15 protein-coding genes are annotated in these 18054 nt (G+C 69.0%); 9 read left to right on the forward strand and 6 right to left on the reverse strand.

The features are described 5' to 3' along the window. Positions 1–10: 10 nt before the first annotated feature. The 3 genes from ACZ3HL_RS01660 to ACZ3HL_RS01670 all read right to left on the reverse strand — a co-directional run bounded on the left by ACZ3HL_RS01660 (position 11) and on the right by ACZ3HL_RS01670 (position 5765). Positions 11–1858 carry an ArnT family glycosyltransferase gene (locus ACZ3HL_RS01660; protein ID WP_465528112.1) on the reverse strand — a complete coding sequence of 616 codons (1848 nt, stop codon included), beginning with the start codon at positions 1856–1858 and terminating at the stop codon, positions 11–13. Between the two features lie 4 nt (positions 1859–1862). Continuing rightward, positions 1863–3395 (reverse strand): sensor histidine kinase, encoded by a 1533-nt coding sequence (locus ACZ3HL_RS01665; protein ID WP_465528114.1) that lies wholly within the window; start codon positions 3393–3395, stop codon positions 1863–1865. Positions 3396–3752: 357 nt separating this feature from the next. Beyond that, complete coding sequence (locus tag ACZ3HL_RS01670; protein ID WP_465529081.1) at positions 3753–5765, reverse strand: fatty acid desaturase; 2013 nt, start codon at positions 5763–5765, stop codon at positions 3753–3755. 615 nt (positions 5766–6380) lie between these two features. On the opposite strand from ACZ3HL_RS01670, the gene tig reads away from it, so the two are divergent. The 6 genes from tig to ACZ3HL_RS01700 all read left to right on the forward strand — a co-directional run bounded on the left by tig (position 6381) and on the right by ACZ3HL_RS01700 (position 12231). Continuing rightward, complete coding sequence (gene tig / locus ACZ3HL_RS01675; protein WP_125676316.1) at positions 6381–7751, forward strand: trigger factor; 1371 nt, start codon at positions 6381–6383, stop codon at positions 7749–7751. A gap of 185 nt (positions 7752–7936) precedes the next feature. Further along, a complete protein-coding gene (locus ACZ3HL_RS01680) occupies positions 7937–8539 on the forward strand; it encodes a ClpP family protease (RefSeq protein WP_007034748.1) in 603 nt (200 codons plus the stop codon). Between the two features lie 27 nt (positions 8540–8566). Further along, positions 8567–9238 (forward strand): ATP-dependent Clp protease proteolytic subunit, encoded by a 672-nt coding sequence (locus ACZ3HL_RS01685; RefSeq protein ID WP_005158392.1) that lies wholly within the window; start codon positions 8567–8569, stop codon positions 9236–9238. A 218-nt stretch (positions 9239–9456) separates the two neighbouring features. Then, a complete protein-coding gene (clpX, locus tag ACZ3HL_RS01690) occupies positions 9457–10752 on the forward strand; it encodes an ATP-dependent Clp protease ATP-binding subunit ClpX (protein WP_016332355.1) in 1296 nt (431 codons plus the stop codon). A 104-nt stretch (positions 10753–10856) separates the two neighbouring features. Next, positions 10857–11237 (forward strand): hypothetical protein, encoded by a 381-nt coding sequence (locus tag ACZ3HL_RS01695; RefSeq protein ID WP_465416452.1) that lies wholly within the window; start codon positions 10857–10859, stop codon positions 11235–11237. A 73-nt stretch (positions 11238–11310) separates the two neighbouring features. Next, a complete protein-coding gene (locus tag ACZ3HL_RS01700; RefSeq protein ID WP_465528116.1) occupies positions 11311–12231 on the forward strand; it encodes an anti-sigma factor RsbA family regulatory protein in 921 nt (306 codons plus the stop codon). Positions 12232–12233: 2 nt separating this feature from the next. Here ACZ3HL_RS01700 and ACZ3HL_RS01705 read toward each other — a convergent pair whose 3' ends face one another. Continuing rightward, positions 12234–13175, reverse strand: a complete 942-nt coding sequence (locus ACZ3HL_RS01705; protein ID WP_465528118.1) for an alpha/beta hydrolase-fold protein — start codon at positions 13173–13175, stop codon at positions 12234–12236. Positions 13176–13279: 104 nt separating this feature from the next. After that, the gene (locus ACZ3HL_RS01710; RefSeq protein WP_465528120.1) at positions 13280–13978 is read right to left on the reverse strand and encodes a TetR/AcrR family transcriptional regulator; all 699 of its coding nucleotides are present in this window, start codon (positions 13976–13978) and stop codon (positions 13280–13282) included. 72 nt (positions 13979–14050) lie between these two features. Between ACZ3HL_RS01710 and ACZ3HL_RS01715 the strand changes: the two genes are divergently transcribed. Next, positions 14051–15484, forward strand: a complete 1434-nt coding sequence (locus ACZ3HL_RS01715; RefSeq protein ID WP_465528122.1) for a carotenoid oxygenase family protein — start codon at positions 14051–14053, stop codon at positions 15482–15484. A gap of 133 nt (positions 15485–15617) precedes the next feature. Here the strand turns inward: ACZ3HL_RS01715 and fdhD are convergent, their stop codons facing one another. Further along, positions 15618–16448, reverse strand: coding sequence for a formate dehydrogenase accessory sulfurtransferase FdhD (gene fdhD, locus ACZ3HL_RS01720; RefSeq protein ID WP_465416443.1), 831 nt, complete (start codon positions 16446–16448; stop codon positions 15618–15620). A 119-nt stretch (positions 16449–16567) separates the two neighbouring features. On the opposite strand from fdhD, the gene ACZ3HL_RS01725 reads away from it, so the two are divergent. Then, positions 16568–17929: an L-lactate MFS transporter gene (locus ACZ3HL_RS01725; RefSeq protein ID WP_465528124.1), complete on the forward strand. Its 1362-nt coding sequence runs from the start codon at positions 16568–16570 to the stop codon at positions 17927–17929. After that, positions 17926–18054 (forward strand): MFS transporter small subunit, encoded by a 129-nt coding sequence (locus tag ACZ3HL_RS01730; protein ID WP_400945053.1) that lies wholly within the window; start codon positions 17926–17928, stop codon positions 18052–18054. Before ACZ3HL_RS01725 ends, ACZ3HL_RS01730 begins: the two co-directional genes overlap by 4 nt.

Raw genomic sequence — 18054 nt, forward strand, 5'->3', positions numbered from 1 at the left:
GTCACGGGATTCACCGGCTCAGGTCGTAGACGGTGACCCCGTCCACAGTGGTCGGACGATAGGTGTCCGCGACCCAGGCGGCGATCCGCTCGGCGGCGTCGCTGCCGGTCTCGCCGCGCATCATCATGCCTTCGCCGAGGAAGTAGTGGATCTGTCCATTTCGGACGTAATCTTGGAACTGCTCCAGCGTGGGCGCCGGGTCCGTGCCGTTGAACCCGCCGACGGCCATCACCGGGGCCCCGCTTCCCAGCTGATAGCCCGCCGCGTTGTTGGAGCCCACGGTCGCCGCCGCCCAGGTGTATTTCGCGCTGTCCCGCCGGATCAGGGCGGCGAGTTCCTCTCCGGGCAGGCTCGTCCCGAGCAGCCCGCCGCCGCCCATCCGCATTCCCCGGCCCGTATCCGGTCCGGCGGAGGGAAGCGCGCCGGAATGCGGGGTGGCGGCCGTCGCGACCGTGTACACGCCGGTGCCTGCGAGAATGGTAATGAGCGTGCTTGCGGCGACCAGACGCCTTGTCGCGTCAGGCAATCGAGAGGCGAAGAACACCAGAAACGCGCACAGGAGACCGGCCACGAGGATCGCGATCGCGAGTCCGGGAAGCCAGTCGGATCGCCGCGACAGCAGGAGATACGCCGTCAACGCGGTCAGCCCGATCCCCGCGCTCAAGCTGCCCGCCGCGGCCGGATTCCCCCGTGCGCGCCACAACTGGGTGCCCGCGATCCCGGCGAGCGCGGCGACCGCCGGGGCGAGCGCGATCATGTAGTACGCGTGGATGATGCCGCCCATGTAGCTGAACACCACGGCGGTCACCAGGAACCAGCCGCCCCACATGATCAGCGCCGCCCGCCCGCGATCGGTGCACGGGGCGAGGCGGGTGAACCACAGCCCTGCGGCCAGCGCGACGACGGCGGCCGGAAGCAGCCACGCGATCCCGCCCGCCATCTCGCTGCCGAACAACCGGTCCCAGCCCGTGCCGCCCCAGCCGCCGTTGGGGTTCCCGCCGACACTGCCGACCTCGTCGCCGGTGATGCGGCCGAAGCCGTTGTAGCCGAAAGCCAGTTCCCACAGGCTGTTCTCCTGCGAGCCGCCGATGTACGGCCGGTCGGCGGCAGGCCACAGCGCGACGACGGCGAGGTACCAGCCGGCGGAGAGGAGAGTCGCGCCCAAAGCCCCGGACAGGTGCAGCAGACGGCGGCCCAGCGGCGTCGGCGCGGCGATCAGGTAGGCGAGCCCGAACGCGGGCAGCACCAGGAAAGCCTGCAGCATCTTGGCGAGGAAACCGAATCCGACGGCGACTCCGGCCAGGGCCAGCCAGCGCGGGCTCGCGTTCTCCAGCGCGCGGACGACGCAGTAGGCACCCGCGGTCAGGAGCAGGACGAGCAGCGCGTCGGGGTTGTTGAAGCGGAACATCAGCGCGGCGGCCGGGGTGAGCGCGAGGACCGCGCCCGCCAGCAGCCCCGCGGCCGGGCCGGACGTCCGCCGCACCGCGGCGAACAGCAACGCCACCGAACCGACGCCCATCAGCGCCTGCGGAACCAGGATGCTCCAGGCGTTCACGCCGAACAGGCGCGCGGAAAGGCTCATCACCCACAACGCGGCCGGGGTCTTGTCGACCGTGATCGCGTTCGCGGCGTCGCTGGAACCGAAGAACAACGCCTTCCAGCTCGATGACCCGGCCTGCGCGGCCGCGGAGTAGAAAGCGTTGGCCCAGCCGGATTCCCCGAGGTTCCAGAGATACAGGACGGCGGTCGCGAGCAGCAGCGCGGCCACGGACGGCCGGACCCAGCGCGGATCGGCCGGTCTGTCCCGGGCGGAGCGAGCGGTTCGATCGGCTTCGTCGCGGGAGGCGAGGAGGGTCATGCGCTCAGCGTCGGGGGCCGACCTGGGGTGTGGTTGTGCCGAAGCTGTGCACCCGCTGTGAGGATCCGATCACCGGCAGCCGGACCGCGAACTCGGTGCGCCCCGGGTGGCTGTGCACCTCGATCGAGCCATGGTGCGCCACCACGATGGCCGACGCGATCGCCATCCCGAGGCCGGTGCTGCCCGCCGTCCGGGACCGGGAGGAGTCGCCGCGGGCGAACCGTTCGAACACGCTCGGCAGGAGTTCGGGAGCGATACCGGGGCCGTCGTCGGTGACGGTGAGCACCGCGGCCCCGTCGGGCGAACGGGTCAGCGCGGTGATCACCGTGGTACCGGGCGGGGTGTGCGTGCGCGCGTTGGACAGCAGGTTCGCCAGTACCTGGTGCAGGCGCTGGACGTCACCGCGGACGAGGACGGGCACCGGTGGGAGCCGCAGTTCCCAGCGGTGCCCCGGGCCGGCGACATGCGCGTCGCCGACCGCGTCCGCGGTCAGCCGGGTCAGGTCGACCTCGCCGGCTTCGAGCGGGCGTCCCGTGTCGAGTCTCGCCAGGAGCAGAAGGTCCTCGACCAGGGTCGTCATCCGCGCTGCCTCGGACTGGATCCGGGCCATCGAGTGGGCGATTTCCGGCGGTGCCGGCGCGCTGCCGCGGCCCGCGAGTTCGGCGTACCCGCGGATCGCCGCGAGTGGGGTGCGAAGCTCGTGGCTCGCGTCGGCGACGAACCGGCGGACCCGGGTCTCGCTGGCGTGCCGCGCTTCCAGCGCCCGCGCGATATGCCCGAGCATGAGGTTCAGCGCCGAACCGACCTGGCCGACCTCGGTCCGCGGATCGGTGTCGATCTCGGGCACCCGCACGGAAAGCGCGACCTGGCCGCGGTCGAGCCGCATCGCCGACACCCGGCCGGCGGTCGCGGCGACCCGGTCGAGCGGCCGCAGCGTGCGCCGGACCGCGAACGCGCCGAGGAACCCCGCACCGGTGACCCCCGCCGCGGCGACCCCGAACAGGATCCACCGGACGGTGGTCAAGGTGTCCCGCATCGGCCCGAGCGGAAGTCCGGTGACGACCACGCCGCCGGGGATCGTGACCGCCTGCACGCGGTAGTCGCCCAGCCCGCCGAGCGTCATCGTCAACGGCGGCCGGTCCGCCGGGACGGCGAACAGGCCCGCCTCCTGCGCGGCCGACAGTTCCTGCGGAAGTCCTTGCACGGTAAGGACTCCCGCGTACAACACGCGGTCGCCGGACAGGCGGACGCTGAGCGTCCCGGAGGCCTGGCCCGGCGCGTTGAGCGGATCGGGACCGAAACCGTCCTCCGGTGGCCGGCTCGCGAAGTCGTGGGCGCGGGCCGACGCGGCCGAGAGCTGGTCGTCGATCTGGCGGGTGAGGAACGACCGCAGGGCGATTTCGCCGGCGACGCCGATCGCCAGGCAGACGAAGGTGAGCAGCAGCACCATCGAGCCGGTCAGTTTGGCGCGCAGGGACAGCCGCCCGGGCCGGGTCCACCGGCGCGGGCCGGTGGTCGGGACCGGACCGGGTGCCATGCCCCCGAGCGTGCGCCGCGGTCGTATGCGCGCGTTGTGTCCCGCCTGTGAGGTCGCTGTGTGCTGTGGTCCCAGCGAGGTGGGGCGATCCGGGAGGTGTTGCGAAAGCCACTTTCGCAACCTTCAACGTTGCGAAAGTGGCTTTCGCAACCTGCCTCGCTTCACCCGGCCTGCCGACCGCGTGGTGACTGGGCGGACGACACGTGTGATCAGACGGACGACACGCGTGACTGGATGGACGACACGCCGGTGCGGCCGGGTCCGCCGCGAGTCGTCCGCCTGGACACGCGTGTCGTCCGTCTGATCACACGTGTCGTCCATCCAGTCACGCGCGATCGCCCGACTGGCCACCGGGCCTCAGCGGTCGTAGTCCACGGCCAGCTCGGGAGAGGTGGCCACCGCGCGGCAGGTCAGGATCCGCCCCGCCGCGACCTCGTCCTCCCCGAGCGCGTAGTGCACGTCCATCCGCGCGCTGCCCCGCATCACCGTCGCCCGGCAGGTGCCGCAGGCGCCGCCGACGCACGCGTACGGCGCGTCGACGCCATGCCGGAGCGCGGCACTGAGCACGGTTTCGCCCACGGTCGCGGGGATTTCGGCGGTCTTCCCGCCCGCGGTCACCGTCAGGGTCGGGCCCGGCCGCCGCGAGGGGCGGACGGGAAGCGCGCCCTGGAACAGTTCGAAGTGGACGTTCTCCTCGGGGACGTCGCGATCCGCGAGGGTCCGGCGGGCCATGTCGACGAGGTCGCGCGGGCCGCACAGGAACCACTCGTCCACCTTCGCCGGGTGCAGCCGCGACTGCAGCAGCGCGCGGAGGCGGGTGGCGTCCAGACGGCCGCGCTGGTAGCGCTCGTGCGAGATGGCGAGCGCCTCGCCGACGATGTCGAACGGCCTTTCGAGCCGTTGCGTGCGCAGATCCGGGTCGCGTTCGTCGGTGCGGTAGTGCACCACGTGCAGCCGCCCGCCCAGCCGCGTGGCGAGGGCGCCGAGTTCGTCGGCGAACATCGTGCTGGCGCCGGATGTGTTGATGTAGAGCAGGGTCGCCTTGCTGTTCGGCTCGTCCTGCAGGGTCGCGGTCAGGATCGGCAGGATCGGCGTGATCCCGCTGCCGGCGGCGAGCGCGACGTACCGCCCGGCGCGGCTCCGCGCCGGGGTCAGCGTGAACTCCCCGTCCGGGGGCAGGACGTCCAGCGCGTCGCCCGCCTCGAGTTCCGTGGTGGCGAACGTCGAGAACGCGCCGCCGAGCTGATGCTTGATCGCGATCCGTAGCACCCCTGACTCCGGCGTGGAGCAGATTGAGTAGGCGCGCCGCACCTCTTCCCCGTCGACCTCCGCGCGGATGACGAGATGCTGGCCGGGGGCGAACCGGAAGGTCTCCCGCAGCCGCTCTGGGACGTCGAACGTCACGGTGACGGCGCCCTCGCACAACGGCCGGACCTCGGCGACCCGCAGCGAGTGGAACCGGCTCGGCTGCCGGGGCTGGGGCGCGGGCGGTTCCTCGTCGAACGAATCGGTGAGCTGACGCCATTCGCGGTACTCCGACGACGTCAGCTCGCGGCCCCACGGGGTCGCGATCGGGACGTCCCTGGCGAGGTACGCGTCGCGGTTGTCCCGCCACGTGCGCAGGTACCGGTAGAACGGGATCGCCGGGTGGAGATGGTGCACCAGGTGGTAGTTCTGGCACAGCATGATCGGCGTCATCAGCCATTCGAGCCCGACGCGGACGCGTGTGGCGCCGAACCGGTTCTGCCGCTGCGCGCCGAGGTCGTGATGCGGCAGCCAGTCGAACCACCAGGCCAGGACGGCCAGTCCGACGCGTTGCGGGATCAGGTAGACCATCAGCAGTTCCCAGCCGTGGCCGCTCACGGTCAGCCAGGCGAACGCGGCGAGGCTCAGCGTGACGACGGCCGCGGTCTCGGCCCGCTCCGACGGCGGCCGCGTGCGCTGCCGCGCCACGTAGAAGCGGGCGTACCAGAAGTCGATGGTCAGCCAGCGCAGCGGCAGCTGCCACCAGGGGCCGTGCGCGGTCCAGGCGTCGGGATCGGTGTGGGCGTCCTCGTTGGTGTTCCGGTGGTGCTCCAGATGGATGTAGCGCACCAGGGGAAAGGAGCCGTAGGCCGCCACGAACGGCATCGCGAGCCTGCCGAGCAGTTCGTTGACCCAGGTGAGCTGTCCGGCCGCGTGGTGCGTCGACTCGTGCAGCACGGTGAACATGGTGAAGGTGACGAGCGCGTGCAGGGGAATGGTCACCCAGAGCGGCGCGGCCTCGTTGACGACCAGCCAGGTGGCGCCCGTCCAGACCATGGCGCCGCCGACGAACAACAACACCGTCGGCACCGAGACCACCGGCAGTGGGAGACGCGGGTTGGGCACACCGCGTCTCGGTCTTCTCTCGGGTGATTCCCCCGTGTCCTCGGACCGGATTACGGCGACGGTCATCGATCGTTCCCCTCGGTCGATGCTACCGGGACAAGCTGTCACACCGTAGACAATTAGTATTGGTTTGTAAACTTCATCCGATAGCCGAAACGCCTCGTCGTAGCGCCCGATGGTGAGTCGTGGCGCGCATCCGTGTCCAGGGAAGGGCCGGTTCGTAACAGAGAAGAACCGAAAACTGGTCCGATCGGGTGGTCGGCGAGTGGTCGCTGCGACGTCGTTCGAAACCCGTGAGCGGCGGATGCGGGTGGGCTGGTGGCCCCGGGACCGGACCGGGAAGCGACACGGCCCAGGCCGCGTCCTGCGGGCCTGTCCGCGGTCTTCGCGCCCAGGCGGCCCCCGGCGGCACGGGCGGATGCGGCCGGGTACGACCCGGTACGAGGCCGATCCGCCCGCACCGCCGGGAACCACCTGGATCACGAACCCCGTCGAACAGACCCACAGGACACGGCCTAGACTCGGACGGCCCGGTCTGCAAGGTGACCAGGGCACATCCGCCGTCGACGACGTGCGGATGCTCAATCACATCGTTTACCGCTCGAGGAGAATACGTTGAAGAGCACCGTCGAGCAGCTCAGCCCGACGCGAGTCAAGATCAATGTCGAGGTGCCGTTCGACGAGCTCAAGCCGAACTTCGACCGCGCCTACCGCAAGATCGCCCAGCAGGTGCGCATCCCCGGCTTCCGTCCGGGCAAGGCGCCGGCTCGCGTGCTGGAAAGCCGGATCGGGCGGGCCCCGGTGCTCGACGAGGTCGTCAACGAGGTCATTCCGGCCAAGTACATGGAAGCCGTGCGCGCGGGCGAGGTCCGCACGCTGGGCCAGCCCGAGTTCGAGGTGACCAAGCTGGAGGACCGTGAGGTCCTCGAGTTCACCGCCGAAGTCGACATCCGCCCGGAGATCTCGCTGCCCGACCTCGAGGGCTTCTCGGTCAGCGTCGACGACGTCGAACTGACCGACGCCGAGGTCGACGAGCAGCTCGACGAGCTGCGCGCCCGGTTCGGCACGCTCACCGGTGTCGACCGCCCGGCCGAGAACGGCGACTTCGTCTCGATCGACCTCGCGGCCACCGTCGACGGCCAGGAGGTCGAGGAGGCCTCGACCACCGGCCTGTCCTACGAGATCGGCTCCGGCCAGCTCGTCGACGGTATCGACGAGGCGATCATCGGCGCGAACGCGGGCGAGACCAAGACCTTCACCACGAAGCTGGTCGCCGGCGAGCACACCGGCAAGGACGCGGACGTCACCGTCACCGTGCAGACCATCAAGCAGCGCGAGCTGCCCGAGGCGGACGACGAGTTCGCCCAGATGGCGAGCGAGTTCGACACGATCGACGAGCTGAAGGCCGACCTTCGCGAGCGCCTCGGCCGCGTCAAGAAGATGCAGCAGGGCGTCCAGGCCCGCGACAAGGTCCTCGAGGAACTGCTCGAGCGCACCGAGGTCGCGATCCCGGAGAAGGTCCTCGAAGCCGAGATCGAGAACCGCAAGCACGACGCGATCCACCCCTTCGACCACGACGAGGCGCAGTTCGCGAAGGCGCTCGAGGCCGAAGGCCGCACGATCGAGGAGTTCGACACCGAGGTCCGCGAGGAGTCGGAGAAGGCGGTCCGCACGCAGCTGCTGCTGGACAGCATCGCCGACGCCGAGCAGACGTCGGTCAACGACGGCGAGCTCACCGAACGCATCATCTACCAGGCGCAGCGCTTCGGCGTCAGCCCGGACGAGTACGTCCAGCGGGCGCAGCAGTCCGGTCAGCTGACCGCGATCTACGCCGACGTCCGTCGCGGCAAGGCGCTGGCCTCGGTGGTCCGCAAGACCACCGTGACCGACGCCTCCGGCGCCACGGTCGACCTCGAAGAGCTCTTCGGCCCCGCAGCCGAGGAGACGCAGGTCACCGAGGAACCCGCGAAGACTGCGGCCGAGTAGGGAATATCCGGTCCTTCTCGAAACGGACCGTAAAGCTGTAAGCGAACTTGGGCGGTGTCAGGCATTCTGCACCGCCCAAGTTCGTTAGGGTCGGTTGCAAGATCCTCAGCACCTGGACACAGCATCTGGACATACAGCGGCGGCCGAGGCACGGCTGGCCGCCGTCGGCGAAAAGGCAGGCAGACGTGACGCAGCACATGCCCGAGGCGCGGACCGGAACCGCGGGGCTCAACCTCACCGACTCGGTCTTCGAGCGGTTGCTCCAGGAGCGCATCGTCGTCCTCGGCTCCGAGGTCAACGACGAGGTCGCGAACCGGATCACCGCCCAGTTGTTGCTGCTCGACGCAGACGACTCCGAGTCGGACATCCGCTTCTACATCAACTCGCCCGGTGGCTCGGTCACCGCGGGTTTCGCCATCTACGACACCATGCAGCTGATCCGCCCGGACGTCGCGACCTACGCGATGGGCCTGGCCGCGTCGATGGGGCAGTTCCTGCTCTCCTCCGGCACGCCCGGCAAGCGGTACGCGCTGCAGCACGCGCGCATCCTCATGCACCAGCCCTCGGCGGGTGTCGGCGGCACGGCCTCCGACATCGCCATCCAGGCCGAGGTGTTCGGCAAGTGGAAGCAGGAGCTGGCCCGGATCACCGCCGAGCAGACCGGCCAGACGGTCGAGCAGATCGTCAAGGACGGCGACCGCGACCGCTGGTTCACCGCGCAGGAGGCGAAGGACTACGGCTTCGTGGACCAGGTCCTCACTCGTGAGAACCCGCTTCCCAACAGCTGATCCGCGCCCGGCACACAGGAGAATTCAATGAGCAACTTCCAGCTTCCGAACGGGTCGCAGGCGCCCGGGATGCAGTCGCGGCTCCAGCTGCCGCAGTCGCGGTACGTCCTGCCCTCGTACGTCGAGCGCACGAGCTACGGCATCAAGGAATCGAACCCGTACAACAAGCTGTACGAAGAGCGCCAGATCATGCTCGGCGTGCAGATCGACGACGCGTCGGCGAACGACGTCATGGTCCAGCTGCTGCACCTCGAGCACGAGGACCCGGACCGCGACATCATGATCCTCATCAACTCGCCCGGTGGTTCGTTCACCGCGCTGATGGCGATCTACGACACGATGCAGTACGTCCGCCCCGACATCGTCACGATGTGCATCGGCCAGGCCGCCTCGGCCGCCGCCGTGCTGCTGGCCGCCGGTACCCCCGGCAAGCGGTTCACCCTGCCGAACTCGCGCGTGCTGATCCACCAGCCCGCCACCGAGGGCACCTACGGGCAGGTCTCGGACCTGGAGATCCAGGCCAACGAGATCCAGCGGGTGCGGCGCCAGATGGAGGTCATCCTGGCGAAGCACACGAACAAGGACGCCGACGAGGTCAAGAAGGACATCGAGCGCGACAAGATCCTGACGGCCGACGAGGCCAAGGCGTACGGGATCGTCGACGAGGTGCTCGAGTACCGCAAGGCTTCGAGCAGCTGATCGTGGGAGGGATCCGGTGCGTGTCGGGAGACGACACGCACCGGATCCCTGGTCTATGGTCAGCTTCTGGCGTGCTCAGATGTGACGTTGGTTCTCCCGCCGACGGCATCGGGCGGGTACCGTCAGTGGCAGTGTGTGAGGCTCCGAGAGGTCATCCGTGACCGGGGCGGCAAGACAGTCAGGCGCGTATCGCGCCGGAGGGGACGAGGTCAACGGCCATGGCACGGATCGGTGACGGCGGCGACCTGCTGAAATGTTCTTTCTGCGGCAAGAGCCAGAAGCAGGTGAAGAAGCTCATTGCCGGCCCCGGGGTCTACATCTGCGATGAGTGCATCGATCTCTGCAACGAGATCATCGAAGAGGAACTGGCCGAGGCCGGTGAGGTCAAGCTCGACGAGCTGCCCAAACCCGCCGAGATCCACGAGTTCCTCGAGCAGTACATCATCGGCCAGGACGACGCGAAGCGATCGCTGGCCGTGGCGGTGTACAACCACTACAAGCGGGTGCAGTCCGACGACAAGGCCGGGCCGAAGGATTCCAAGGACGAGACCGTCGAGCTGGCGAAGTCCAACATCCTGATGCTGGGCCCGACGGGCTGTGGCAAGACCTATCTGGCCCAGACCCTGGCGAAGATGCTGAACGTCCCGTTCGCGATCGCGGACGCCACGGCGCTCACCGAAGCCGGGTACGTGGGTGAGGACGTCGAGAACATCCTGCTCAAGCTGATCCAGGCGGCGGACTACGACGTCAAGCGCGCCGAGACGGGCATCATCTACATCGACGAGGTCGACAAGATCGCCCGGAAGTCGGAGAACCCGTCGATCACCCGCGACGTGTCCGGTGAGGGCGTGCAGCAAGCGCTGCTGAAGATCCTCGAAGGCACCACCGCGTCGGTGCCGCCGCAGGGCGGTCGCAAGCACCCGCACCAGGAGTTCATCCAGATCGACACGACGAACGTGCTGTTCATCGTGGCCGGCGCGTTCGCCGGGCTGGAGAAGATCATCAACGAGCGGGTCGGCAAACGCGGCCTCGGTTTCGGTGCGGAGATCCGCACCAAGGCCGAGATCGACGAGAGCGACATCTTCTCCGACACCATGCCGGAGGACCTGATCAAGTTCGGGCTGATCCCGGAGTTCATCGGGCGTCTCCCGGTCGTCGCGACGGTGACCCACCTCGACAAGGACTCGCTGGTCAGCATCCTGACCACACCGCGCAACGCGCTGGTGAAGCAGTACAAGAAGCTCTTCGAGATGGACAACGTCGAGCTGGAGTTCACCAAGACCGCGCTCGAGGCCATCGCCGACCAGGCCGTGCTCCGCGGCACCGGCGCCCGTGGCCTGCGCGCGATCATGGAAGAGGTCCTGCAGCCGGTCATGTACGACATCCCCAGCCGCGACGACGTCGCGAAGGTCGTCATCACCGAGCAGACCGTCCGCGAGAACGTGAACCCCACGATCGTGGCACGTCAGCCGTCACGCCGTCGCAGCAGCGAGCGCGGCGAGAAGTCCGCCTAGCGAACACACTCTCGTCACCGATGCCCCGGCCGGATCCTTCCGGCCGGGGCATCGGTTTCTCCGGCCCGGTCCGGCCGGTGACCGGACCGGGATAGGATGCGAGGGTGCCGCTGACTTCCACGAAGGACGAGAACGAGGCTCCCGAGCTGGCAGCCGCGAGTCCACGCGAGGTCAGGGGACTCGTCGAGCTCACCGAACGTATCGTCGTCGGGGCCTATCGCGGGTATCCGTGGATCCCGCGCGCGCTGACGATCGCCCTGGGCGTGCTGGTGGCGACCTGCCTGGTGGCCGGTGTCGTCCGGCTGTCGCCGCTGCCGCTGATCCCGTTGCCGTTCTTCGCCGTTTCGGCGTACGCGCTCGTCCGGCTCAAGGCGGCGCGAAGCGCGGAGGCGAATCAGCCGCTCGTCGCCTGGACCGGTCTGTTCACCGGTGCGACGCTCGCCGGATTCTGGTTGATCTCGATGGCGGGACGCTGGCTCGGCTGATCGCCCGGCCTCTTTCCGGATTTCCCTCCGTTAGCAGGGTTTCAGAATCCCCTGGACGGGGTAAGACGAGTCCGTGACAGTCACCGCGGGGCCCTTCTCCCACGTGGGCCTGCTCTACTCCGGTGACGCCGAGTACCTGGACGGTACGATTCCGTACATCCTGGAGGGTTTGAAGCACGACGAGCCCGTGGCGGTGGCCGTGCCGAGCCGGAACCTCGCCCTGATCGAAGCGGCCCTGGGGGAGTCCGCCGCCGAGGTCGAGCTCATCGACATGAGCGAAGCGGGCCGCAATCCTGGCCGCATCCTCCCCGGCGTGCTGCTCGCGTTCGCGGACAACCGGCCCGGGCCGGTCCGGATCATCGGCGAGCCGATCTGGGCGGGCCGCTCGGCCGTCGAGTACCCGGCGTGCGCGCAGCACGAGGCATTGATCAACTTCGCCTTCGGTGACCGCGACCTCAGCATCCTGTGCCCGTACGACCGGACGCGGCTCGAAGACGACGTCCTCGCCGACGCGGAGCGGACCCACCCGACCCTTTCCGGCGCCGGCGGGGATCGCCCGAGCCCGGGCTACGCGCCCGACGCCGTCGTCGAGAAGTACAACCTGCCCTTGCCCGAGCCGCGGGTGGCCGACGCGTTCCGGTTCGACCTCGGCAGGCTCGCCGCGGTGCGGAGATTCGCGCAGGCCCGGGCCGAAGAGAACGGGCTCGCCGAGGAACGGGTGGAGGATCTCGTGCTCGCCGTGGCGGAACTGTCCGCCAACAGCGTGCTGCACGGTTCGGGGCACGGTGTCGTTCGGGTCTGGCGGGACGAGGGTCACGTGCTCTGCGAGGTCGTCGACGAAGGCACCTTGAGCGATCCGCTGGCGGGCCGCCGTCCCGCTTCACCGGGGCAGCTCGGCGGACGTGGCCTGGTGCTGGTGAACCAGGTCGCCGACCTGGTCCGGCAGTACCTCAGGCCGGGGTCGACCGTGACCAGGATCTACTTCCGCGTCTGAATTCAGGCGTGCTTCGGGACGTGCTTGCCGAGGAACGCGATCAGGCTCGGTACGACCGTGCGGTTGAAGGCGTCGCCGTGTTTGCCGCGCGATGTGTGCGAGACCATGGGCCGCGCCTCGGAGATGAACTTCCGCACCCCGCCGATGAACGGGTCTTCGGTCCCGCACCAGATGCCGGTCGGCACGCTCTTGGTGACGTCGATGTGGCGCAACGGATCCAGCGAGCCCCAGTCGGCGGCGTCGCGGAACGCGCGCCGCTTGCGCATCTCGGCCCACGACGTGATCAGCGCGGGCGCGAGCGCCGCGACCGCGGCGGGCGGACGACGGCGTTCCAGCCGGCGCCGGGTGTACAGCAGCGCGCCGAAGCCGCCCATCGAAAGCCCGGTGGCGGCGAACGGCTGCCCGTCCCGGCCGCCGAGGCCGCGTGCGGCCAGCCAGCGGGGGACCTCTTCGAGCAGCATCGCCATCGGGTTGTCGCCCGGTTTGTTCTCGTGCCAGTAGTGGTCACCGCCGTCGACGGCGACGAACCCGAAGGGCGGCACCGCCTTGCGGGCGACGTCGCTGCCGAGCTGCTTGAGGAGCCCGGTGGGGGCCGCGTGGCGCGCGGTGCCGTGGAGGCCGTGGAGCATCAGCGACATCGGCAGGCCCTTGGGCGGGGCCTTGGTCGGCAGCATGAGCACGAGGTCGACTTCGCGGCCGCGGGCTTCGGAGTAGACACGTTCGACGCGGGGGCTGCCCAGCTGGGTGGCCGGGGTCGGCGACGCGACGCCGAGCGCCCGCTGGAGCGCTTCGCTGAACGGCAGGGCTCCGGTGGCCGTTCCGGCGGCGAGCCCGGCGACTCCGAGGCCGGAGGCGCCGGCGATCAGCACGGACCGACGGCTCAGCCACCGGCGGGCGCCGTCCACCCCCGGCAGCGGCTTGTGCCCCTGGTCGTCCTCGTTCACCGATCCCCGTTCCCCATTCCCCCGTAGAGCTTCCACCAGGTCAGACGCGCGCTACCGTTCGAAGGTTGCACGATTCACCGACCTGTGACCGGGGTATCGCCGGATCAGGTGCCGATGTTTCCCTCTTTCGCGCGCCAGGCCTTGATCGACATCCGCGCGGACCGCGTCGCCGCCTCGTAAGTGTCGCCGAGACCCACGCCGAGGGCGGTGGCCAGGGGAATCAGGATGTGGTCCACACCATTCTCGCCGTCGCCGAAGTGACCGGCGACCTCCAGCGTGATGTAGCCGTGCACGGCGCTCCAGAGCTGGGCGGCGACTTCGAATTCCGAAGTGGGACGGAAGCGGCCGGCGTCGATCACCCGCTTCGCGGCGCGGACGAGGTAGCCGAAGGCCTCGATGCCCTCTTCGCTGGCGTTCTGGCGGGTCTCCTCCTTGGTCATGTCGCCCAGTGCCGCCTTTTGCCCGCTGGGCTGGCTCTGGCCGAAGGTCACCGCGTAGAGCTGCGGGTTGTCGACCACGGTCCGCCGGTAGGCCAGCGCCAGGGTGAGGATGTCGGCGACCGGGTCGCCGGTTTCCTCGACTTCGCCCAGATTCGCCGACAGCCGCCGGAAGCCTTCGCGCGCGACCTCGTTCACCAAGGCGCCCATCCCGCCGAAGTGGGTGTACACGGCCATGGTCGACGCACCGATCTCGGCCGCAAGTTTGCGGGCCTGGAGCGCCTCCGGGCCGCCGTCCGAGAGCAACCGGATCGCCGCCTCGATCAGCTTGGCCTTGACCTCGGCGGCGGAGGGTTTCGATGCCATGCTTGCCAGTATCCCATAACCCTGTTATAAATGAGCGCATAACATCGTTATTCCGCCGGTAGGGGGCCAGTGATGGGCAACAAGTTCCTCGAGGGCAACTTCGCCCCGGTCAGCCGTGAGCACACGATCACCGAACTGAGCGTCACCGGGCACATCCCGGAGTACCTGGACGGGCGCTATCTGCGGAACGGGCCGAACCCGCTGTCCGAAGTGGACCCGGCGACCTATCACTGGTTCATGGGCGACGGCATGGTGCACGGTGTCCGGCTGCGGGACGGCCGCGCCGAGTGGTACCGCAACCGCTGGGTGCGCAATCCCCGGCTCGCACGGGAACTCGGTGAGCGCTGGGACGGTGGGGACGCGGCCTCTTTCGGGGCCAACACGAACGTGATCGGCCACGCGGGCAAGACCCTCGCGCTGATCGAGGGCGGCGCCACGAGCTTCGAGCTGACCGACGAACTCGACACCGTCGGCGCCTGCGACTTCGACGGCACGCTGCCGGGTGGTTACACCGCCCACCCGAAGCGCGATCCGGAGACCGGTGAACTGCACGCCGTGTCGTACTTCTTCGGGTCGGGAAACAAGGTCCAGTACTCGGTGATCGACGCGCACGGCCGGGCGCGCCGCACGGTCGACGTCGAGGTCACCGGCTCGCCGATGATGCACGACTTCTCCCTGACCGAGAAGCATGTCGTGTTCTACGACCTCCCGGTCGCCTTCGACAGCGACCAGGCCGTCGCCGCGTCCGTCCCGTCGGTCCTGCGCACGCCCGCGCGGCTCGTGATGTCCGCGCTGGTGGGCAAAGTGAAGGTGCCGGATCCCTTCGGGGCGAAGCTGCGCCAGCGGATCTCGGGCAACGCGGGCCTGCCGTACCGCTGGAACCCGAAGTACCCGGCGCGGATCGGGGTCATGCCGCGGGAAGGCGGCAACGGCGACGTCCGCTGGTTCGAGATCGAGCCGTGCTACGTCTTCCACCCGTTGAACGCCTACGACGACGGTGACGACATCGTGCTGGACGTCGTCCGGCACCCGAAGATGTTCGACACCGAACTGCTCGGACCCGCCGAGGGGCCGCCGACCCTGGACCGCTGGACGATAGACCTGAGTGTCGGCAAGGTCGTCGAGGAACGTCTCGACGACCAGGGGCAGGAGTTCCCGCGCGTCGACGAGCGTTTGGTGGGACGACGGCACCGCTTCGGCTACTCGGTGTCCACAAGGGACGGATCGGCGTCCTCGGGGTCACTGCTCAAACACGACCTGTGGAACCGTTCGGTCGCTTCGCGGGAATTCGGTGCGGGCAGCCAGGTGGGGGAGTTCGTCTTCGTTCCGTCCTCTGTGGACGCGGGGGAGGACGAGGGGGTGCTGATGGGCTTCGTCTACGACGCCGCGACGCAGAAGAGCGATCTGACCATTTTGGACGCGGGGACACTGGAAACCGTCGGCGCCGTGCACCTGCCGGACCGGGTGCCGAACGGCTTCCACGGCAACTGGGTGGGCGCGGAGTAAGGGGCCACCGGACTTTCGCGACGTGACGCCGCGCTTGGTCGGAGGAGATCTGCTGCCTCTACCGGCGTTGCGAAAGCCACTTCCGCAACCTTCAACGTTGCGGAAGTGGCTTTCGCAACACGTCGCGCCAGGCTCAGTCCAGGCCGAGCACCCGCTGTTCCCCGCTGTAGAGGTTCATGCTGTCACCGCGCAGGAAACCGATCAGGGTCATGCCGTTCTCGTCGGCCAGTTCCGCGGCCAGCGACGACGGCGCGGAAACCGCCGCCAGCAGGCCGATCCCGGCCATGGCGGCCTTCTGCACCAGTTCGAACGAAGCGCGCCCGGACACCAGCAGCCCGACGTCCGCCGCGGGGATCCGGCCCTCCTGCAGCGCCCAGCCGAGCACCTTGTCGACGGCGTTGTGCCTGCCGACGTCCTCGCGGACGACGGCGAGGTTCCCGTCACCGTCGAACAGGGCGGCCGCGTGCAGGCCGCCGGTGCTGGAGAACACCTTCTGGTGTGCGCGAAGCGTGTCCGGAAGCTTCGCCAGTACGTCGGTGCTCACCGTGAACTCGGACTTCTCCGGCGAAAACCGGCTTTTCAGCTTCACCGCGTCGAGCGCGGCCTTGCCGCAGACGCCGCACGACGACGTGGTGTAGAAGTTCCGCTCGACACCCGTCTCCGGCGGAGCCACCCCTTCGGCCAGCGCGATGTCCAGGACGTTGTAGGTGTTGCGGCCCTGGTCGTCGACGCCGTCGCAGTACCGCGCGACCGCGACGTCCTCGCGCGAGGTGAGCACGCCCTCCGACAGCAGGAACCCGTGCGCCAGTTCCACGTCGTTGCCGGGTGTCCGCATGGTGACCGCGAGTGCCTTGCCGCCGACCCGGATCTCCAGCGGTTCTTCGGCCGCGAGCGCGTCGGGCCGTCGCACGTCCTTCGTGGCGGAGATCTTCCGCACCGGACGCCGCACCGTCACCCTGCCCACGTGGGGTCCACCCTTCTGACCGGTTACTCGACGCTGAAACATTCAACACCTGAGTACTGCAACGTCGGGAATTAAGTAATACATTCCCAGTGCACATCCTCAGAGTACGGAGGCGCCGGATGGCTGTCGGCTTCCTGGACCGTTCCCGCATCGTCGCATCGCCGGGCTGGAGCCGCTGGCTGGTGCCGCCCGCCGCGCTGGCCGTCCACCTGTCGATCGGGCAGGCGTACGCGTGGAGCGTCTTCAAACCACCGCTGGAGAAGACCCTCGGGCTCAGCGGCACGGAGAGCGCGCTGCCGTTCCAGCTCGGCATCGTGATGCTCGGGCTGTCGGCGGCGTTCGGCGGGACGCTCGTCGAACGCAACGGGCCGCGCTGGGCGATGTTCGTCTCGATGGTCTGTTTCAGCTCGGGCTTCCTGCTCTCCGCGCTCGGCGTGGTGACGTCGCAGTACTGGCTCGTCGTCCTCGGCTGGGGCGGGATCGGCGGCATCGGGCTCGGCATCGGGTACATCTCGCCGGTGTCGACGCTGATCAAATGGTTCCCGGACCGGCCGGGGATGGCCACCGGGATCGCGATCATGGGCTTCGGCGGCGGCGCGCTGATCGCCTCCCCGTGGTCCTCGCAGATGCTGGGCGCGGCGCCGTGGTCGGCCGGAACGGTCGCGACGGCCTTCCTGGTGCACGGCCTGGTCTACGCGGTCTTCATGACCCTCGGCATCCTGCTGGTCCGTGTTCCCGCCGACGGCTGGAAGCCGGCGGGCTGGGAACCGAAGACCGACCACGGCAACGCGATGATCACCACCGCGAACGTGTCGGCGCGCAACGCCCTCAGGACGCCGCAGTTCTGGCTGCTCTGGGTGGTCCTGTGCTTCAACGTGACCGCGGGCATCGGCATCCTGGAGAAGGCGTCGCCGATGATCGCGGACTTCTTCCGCGAGACCTCGACACCGGTCGGCACCGCCGCCGCGGCCGGGTTCGTCGCGTTGCTCTCGCTGACCAACATGCTCGGCCGGTTCGTCTGGTCGTCCACTTCGGACCTGGTGGGGCGCAAGAACATCTACCGGCTCTACCTCGGTGCCGGGGCCCTGCTGTACCTGGTGATCGCGCTGACCACCAACGCCTCGAAGCTCGTGTTCGTCCTCTGCGCGATGCTGATCCTGTCCTTCTACGGCGGCGGCTTCGCCACCGTGCCGGCGTACCTGAAGGACCTCTTCGGCACCTACCAGGTGGGCGCGATCCACGGCAGGCTGCTGACCGCGTGGTCGATGGCGGGGGTGCTCGGGCCGCTCATCGTCAACGCCATCGCCGACAGCCAGAAGGCGGCGGGCAAGGTCGGCCCCGACCTCTACTCGACGTCGCTGTTCATCATGATCGGCCTGCTGGTGGTCGGTTTCGTCGCCAACGAACTGGTGCGCCCCGTCGACCCGAAGTACCACGAGCCGGCGCCGTCCGGCGAGCCCGCGAGGAGTGAGGCCCGATGACCGAACAGGCTCCCGAACGCCGCCGCACCGGGCTGATGATCTTCGCTTGGCTGTGGGTCGCGCTCCCGTTCGCCTACGGTGTCTACGAACTGTTCCGCAAGGTGGTTCAGCTTTTCGGCGGCTGA

It is taken from the genome of Amycolatopsis sp. NPDC000009, from assembly GCF_055563465.1.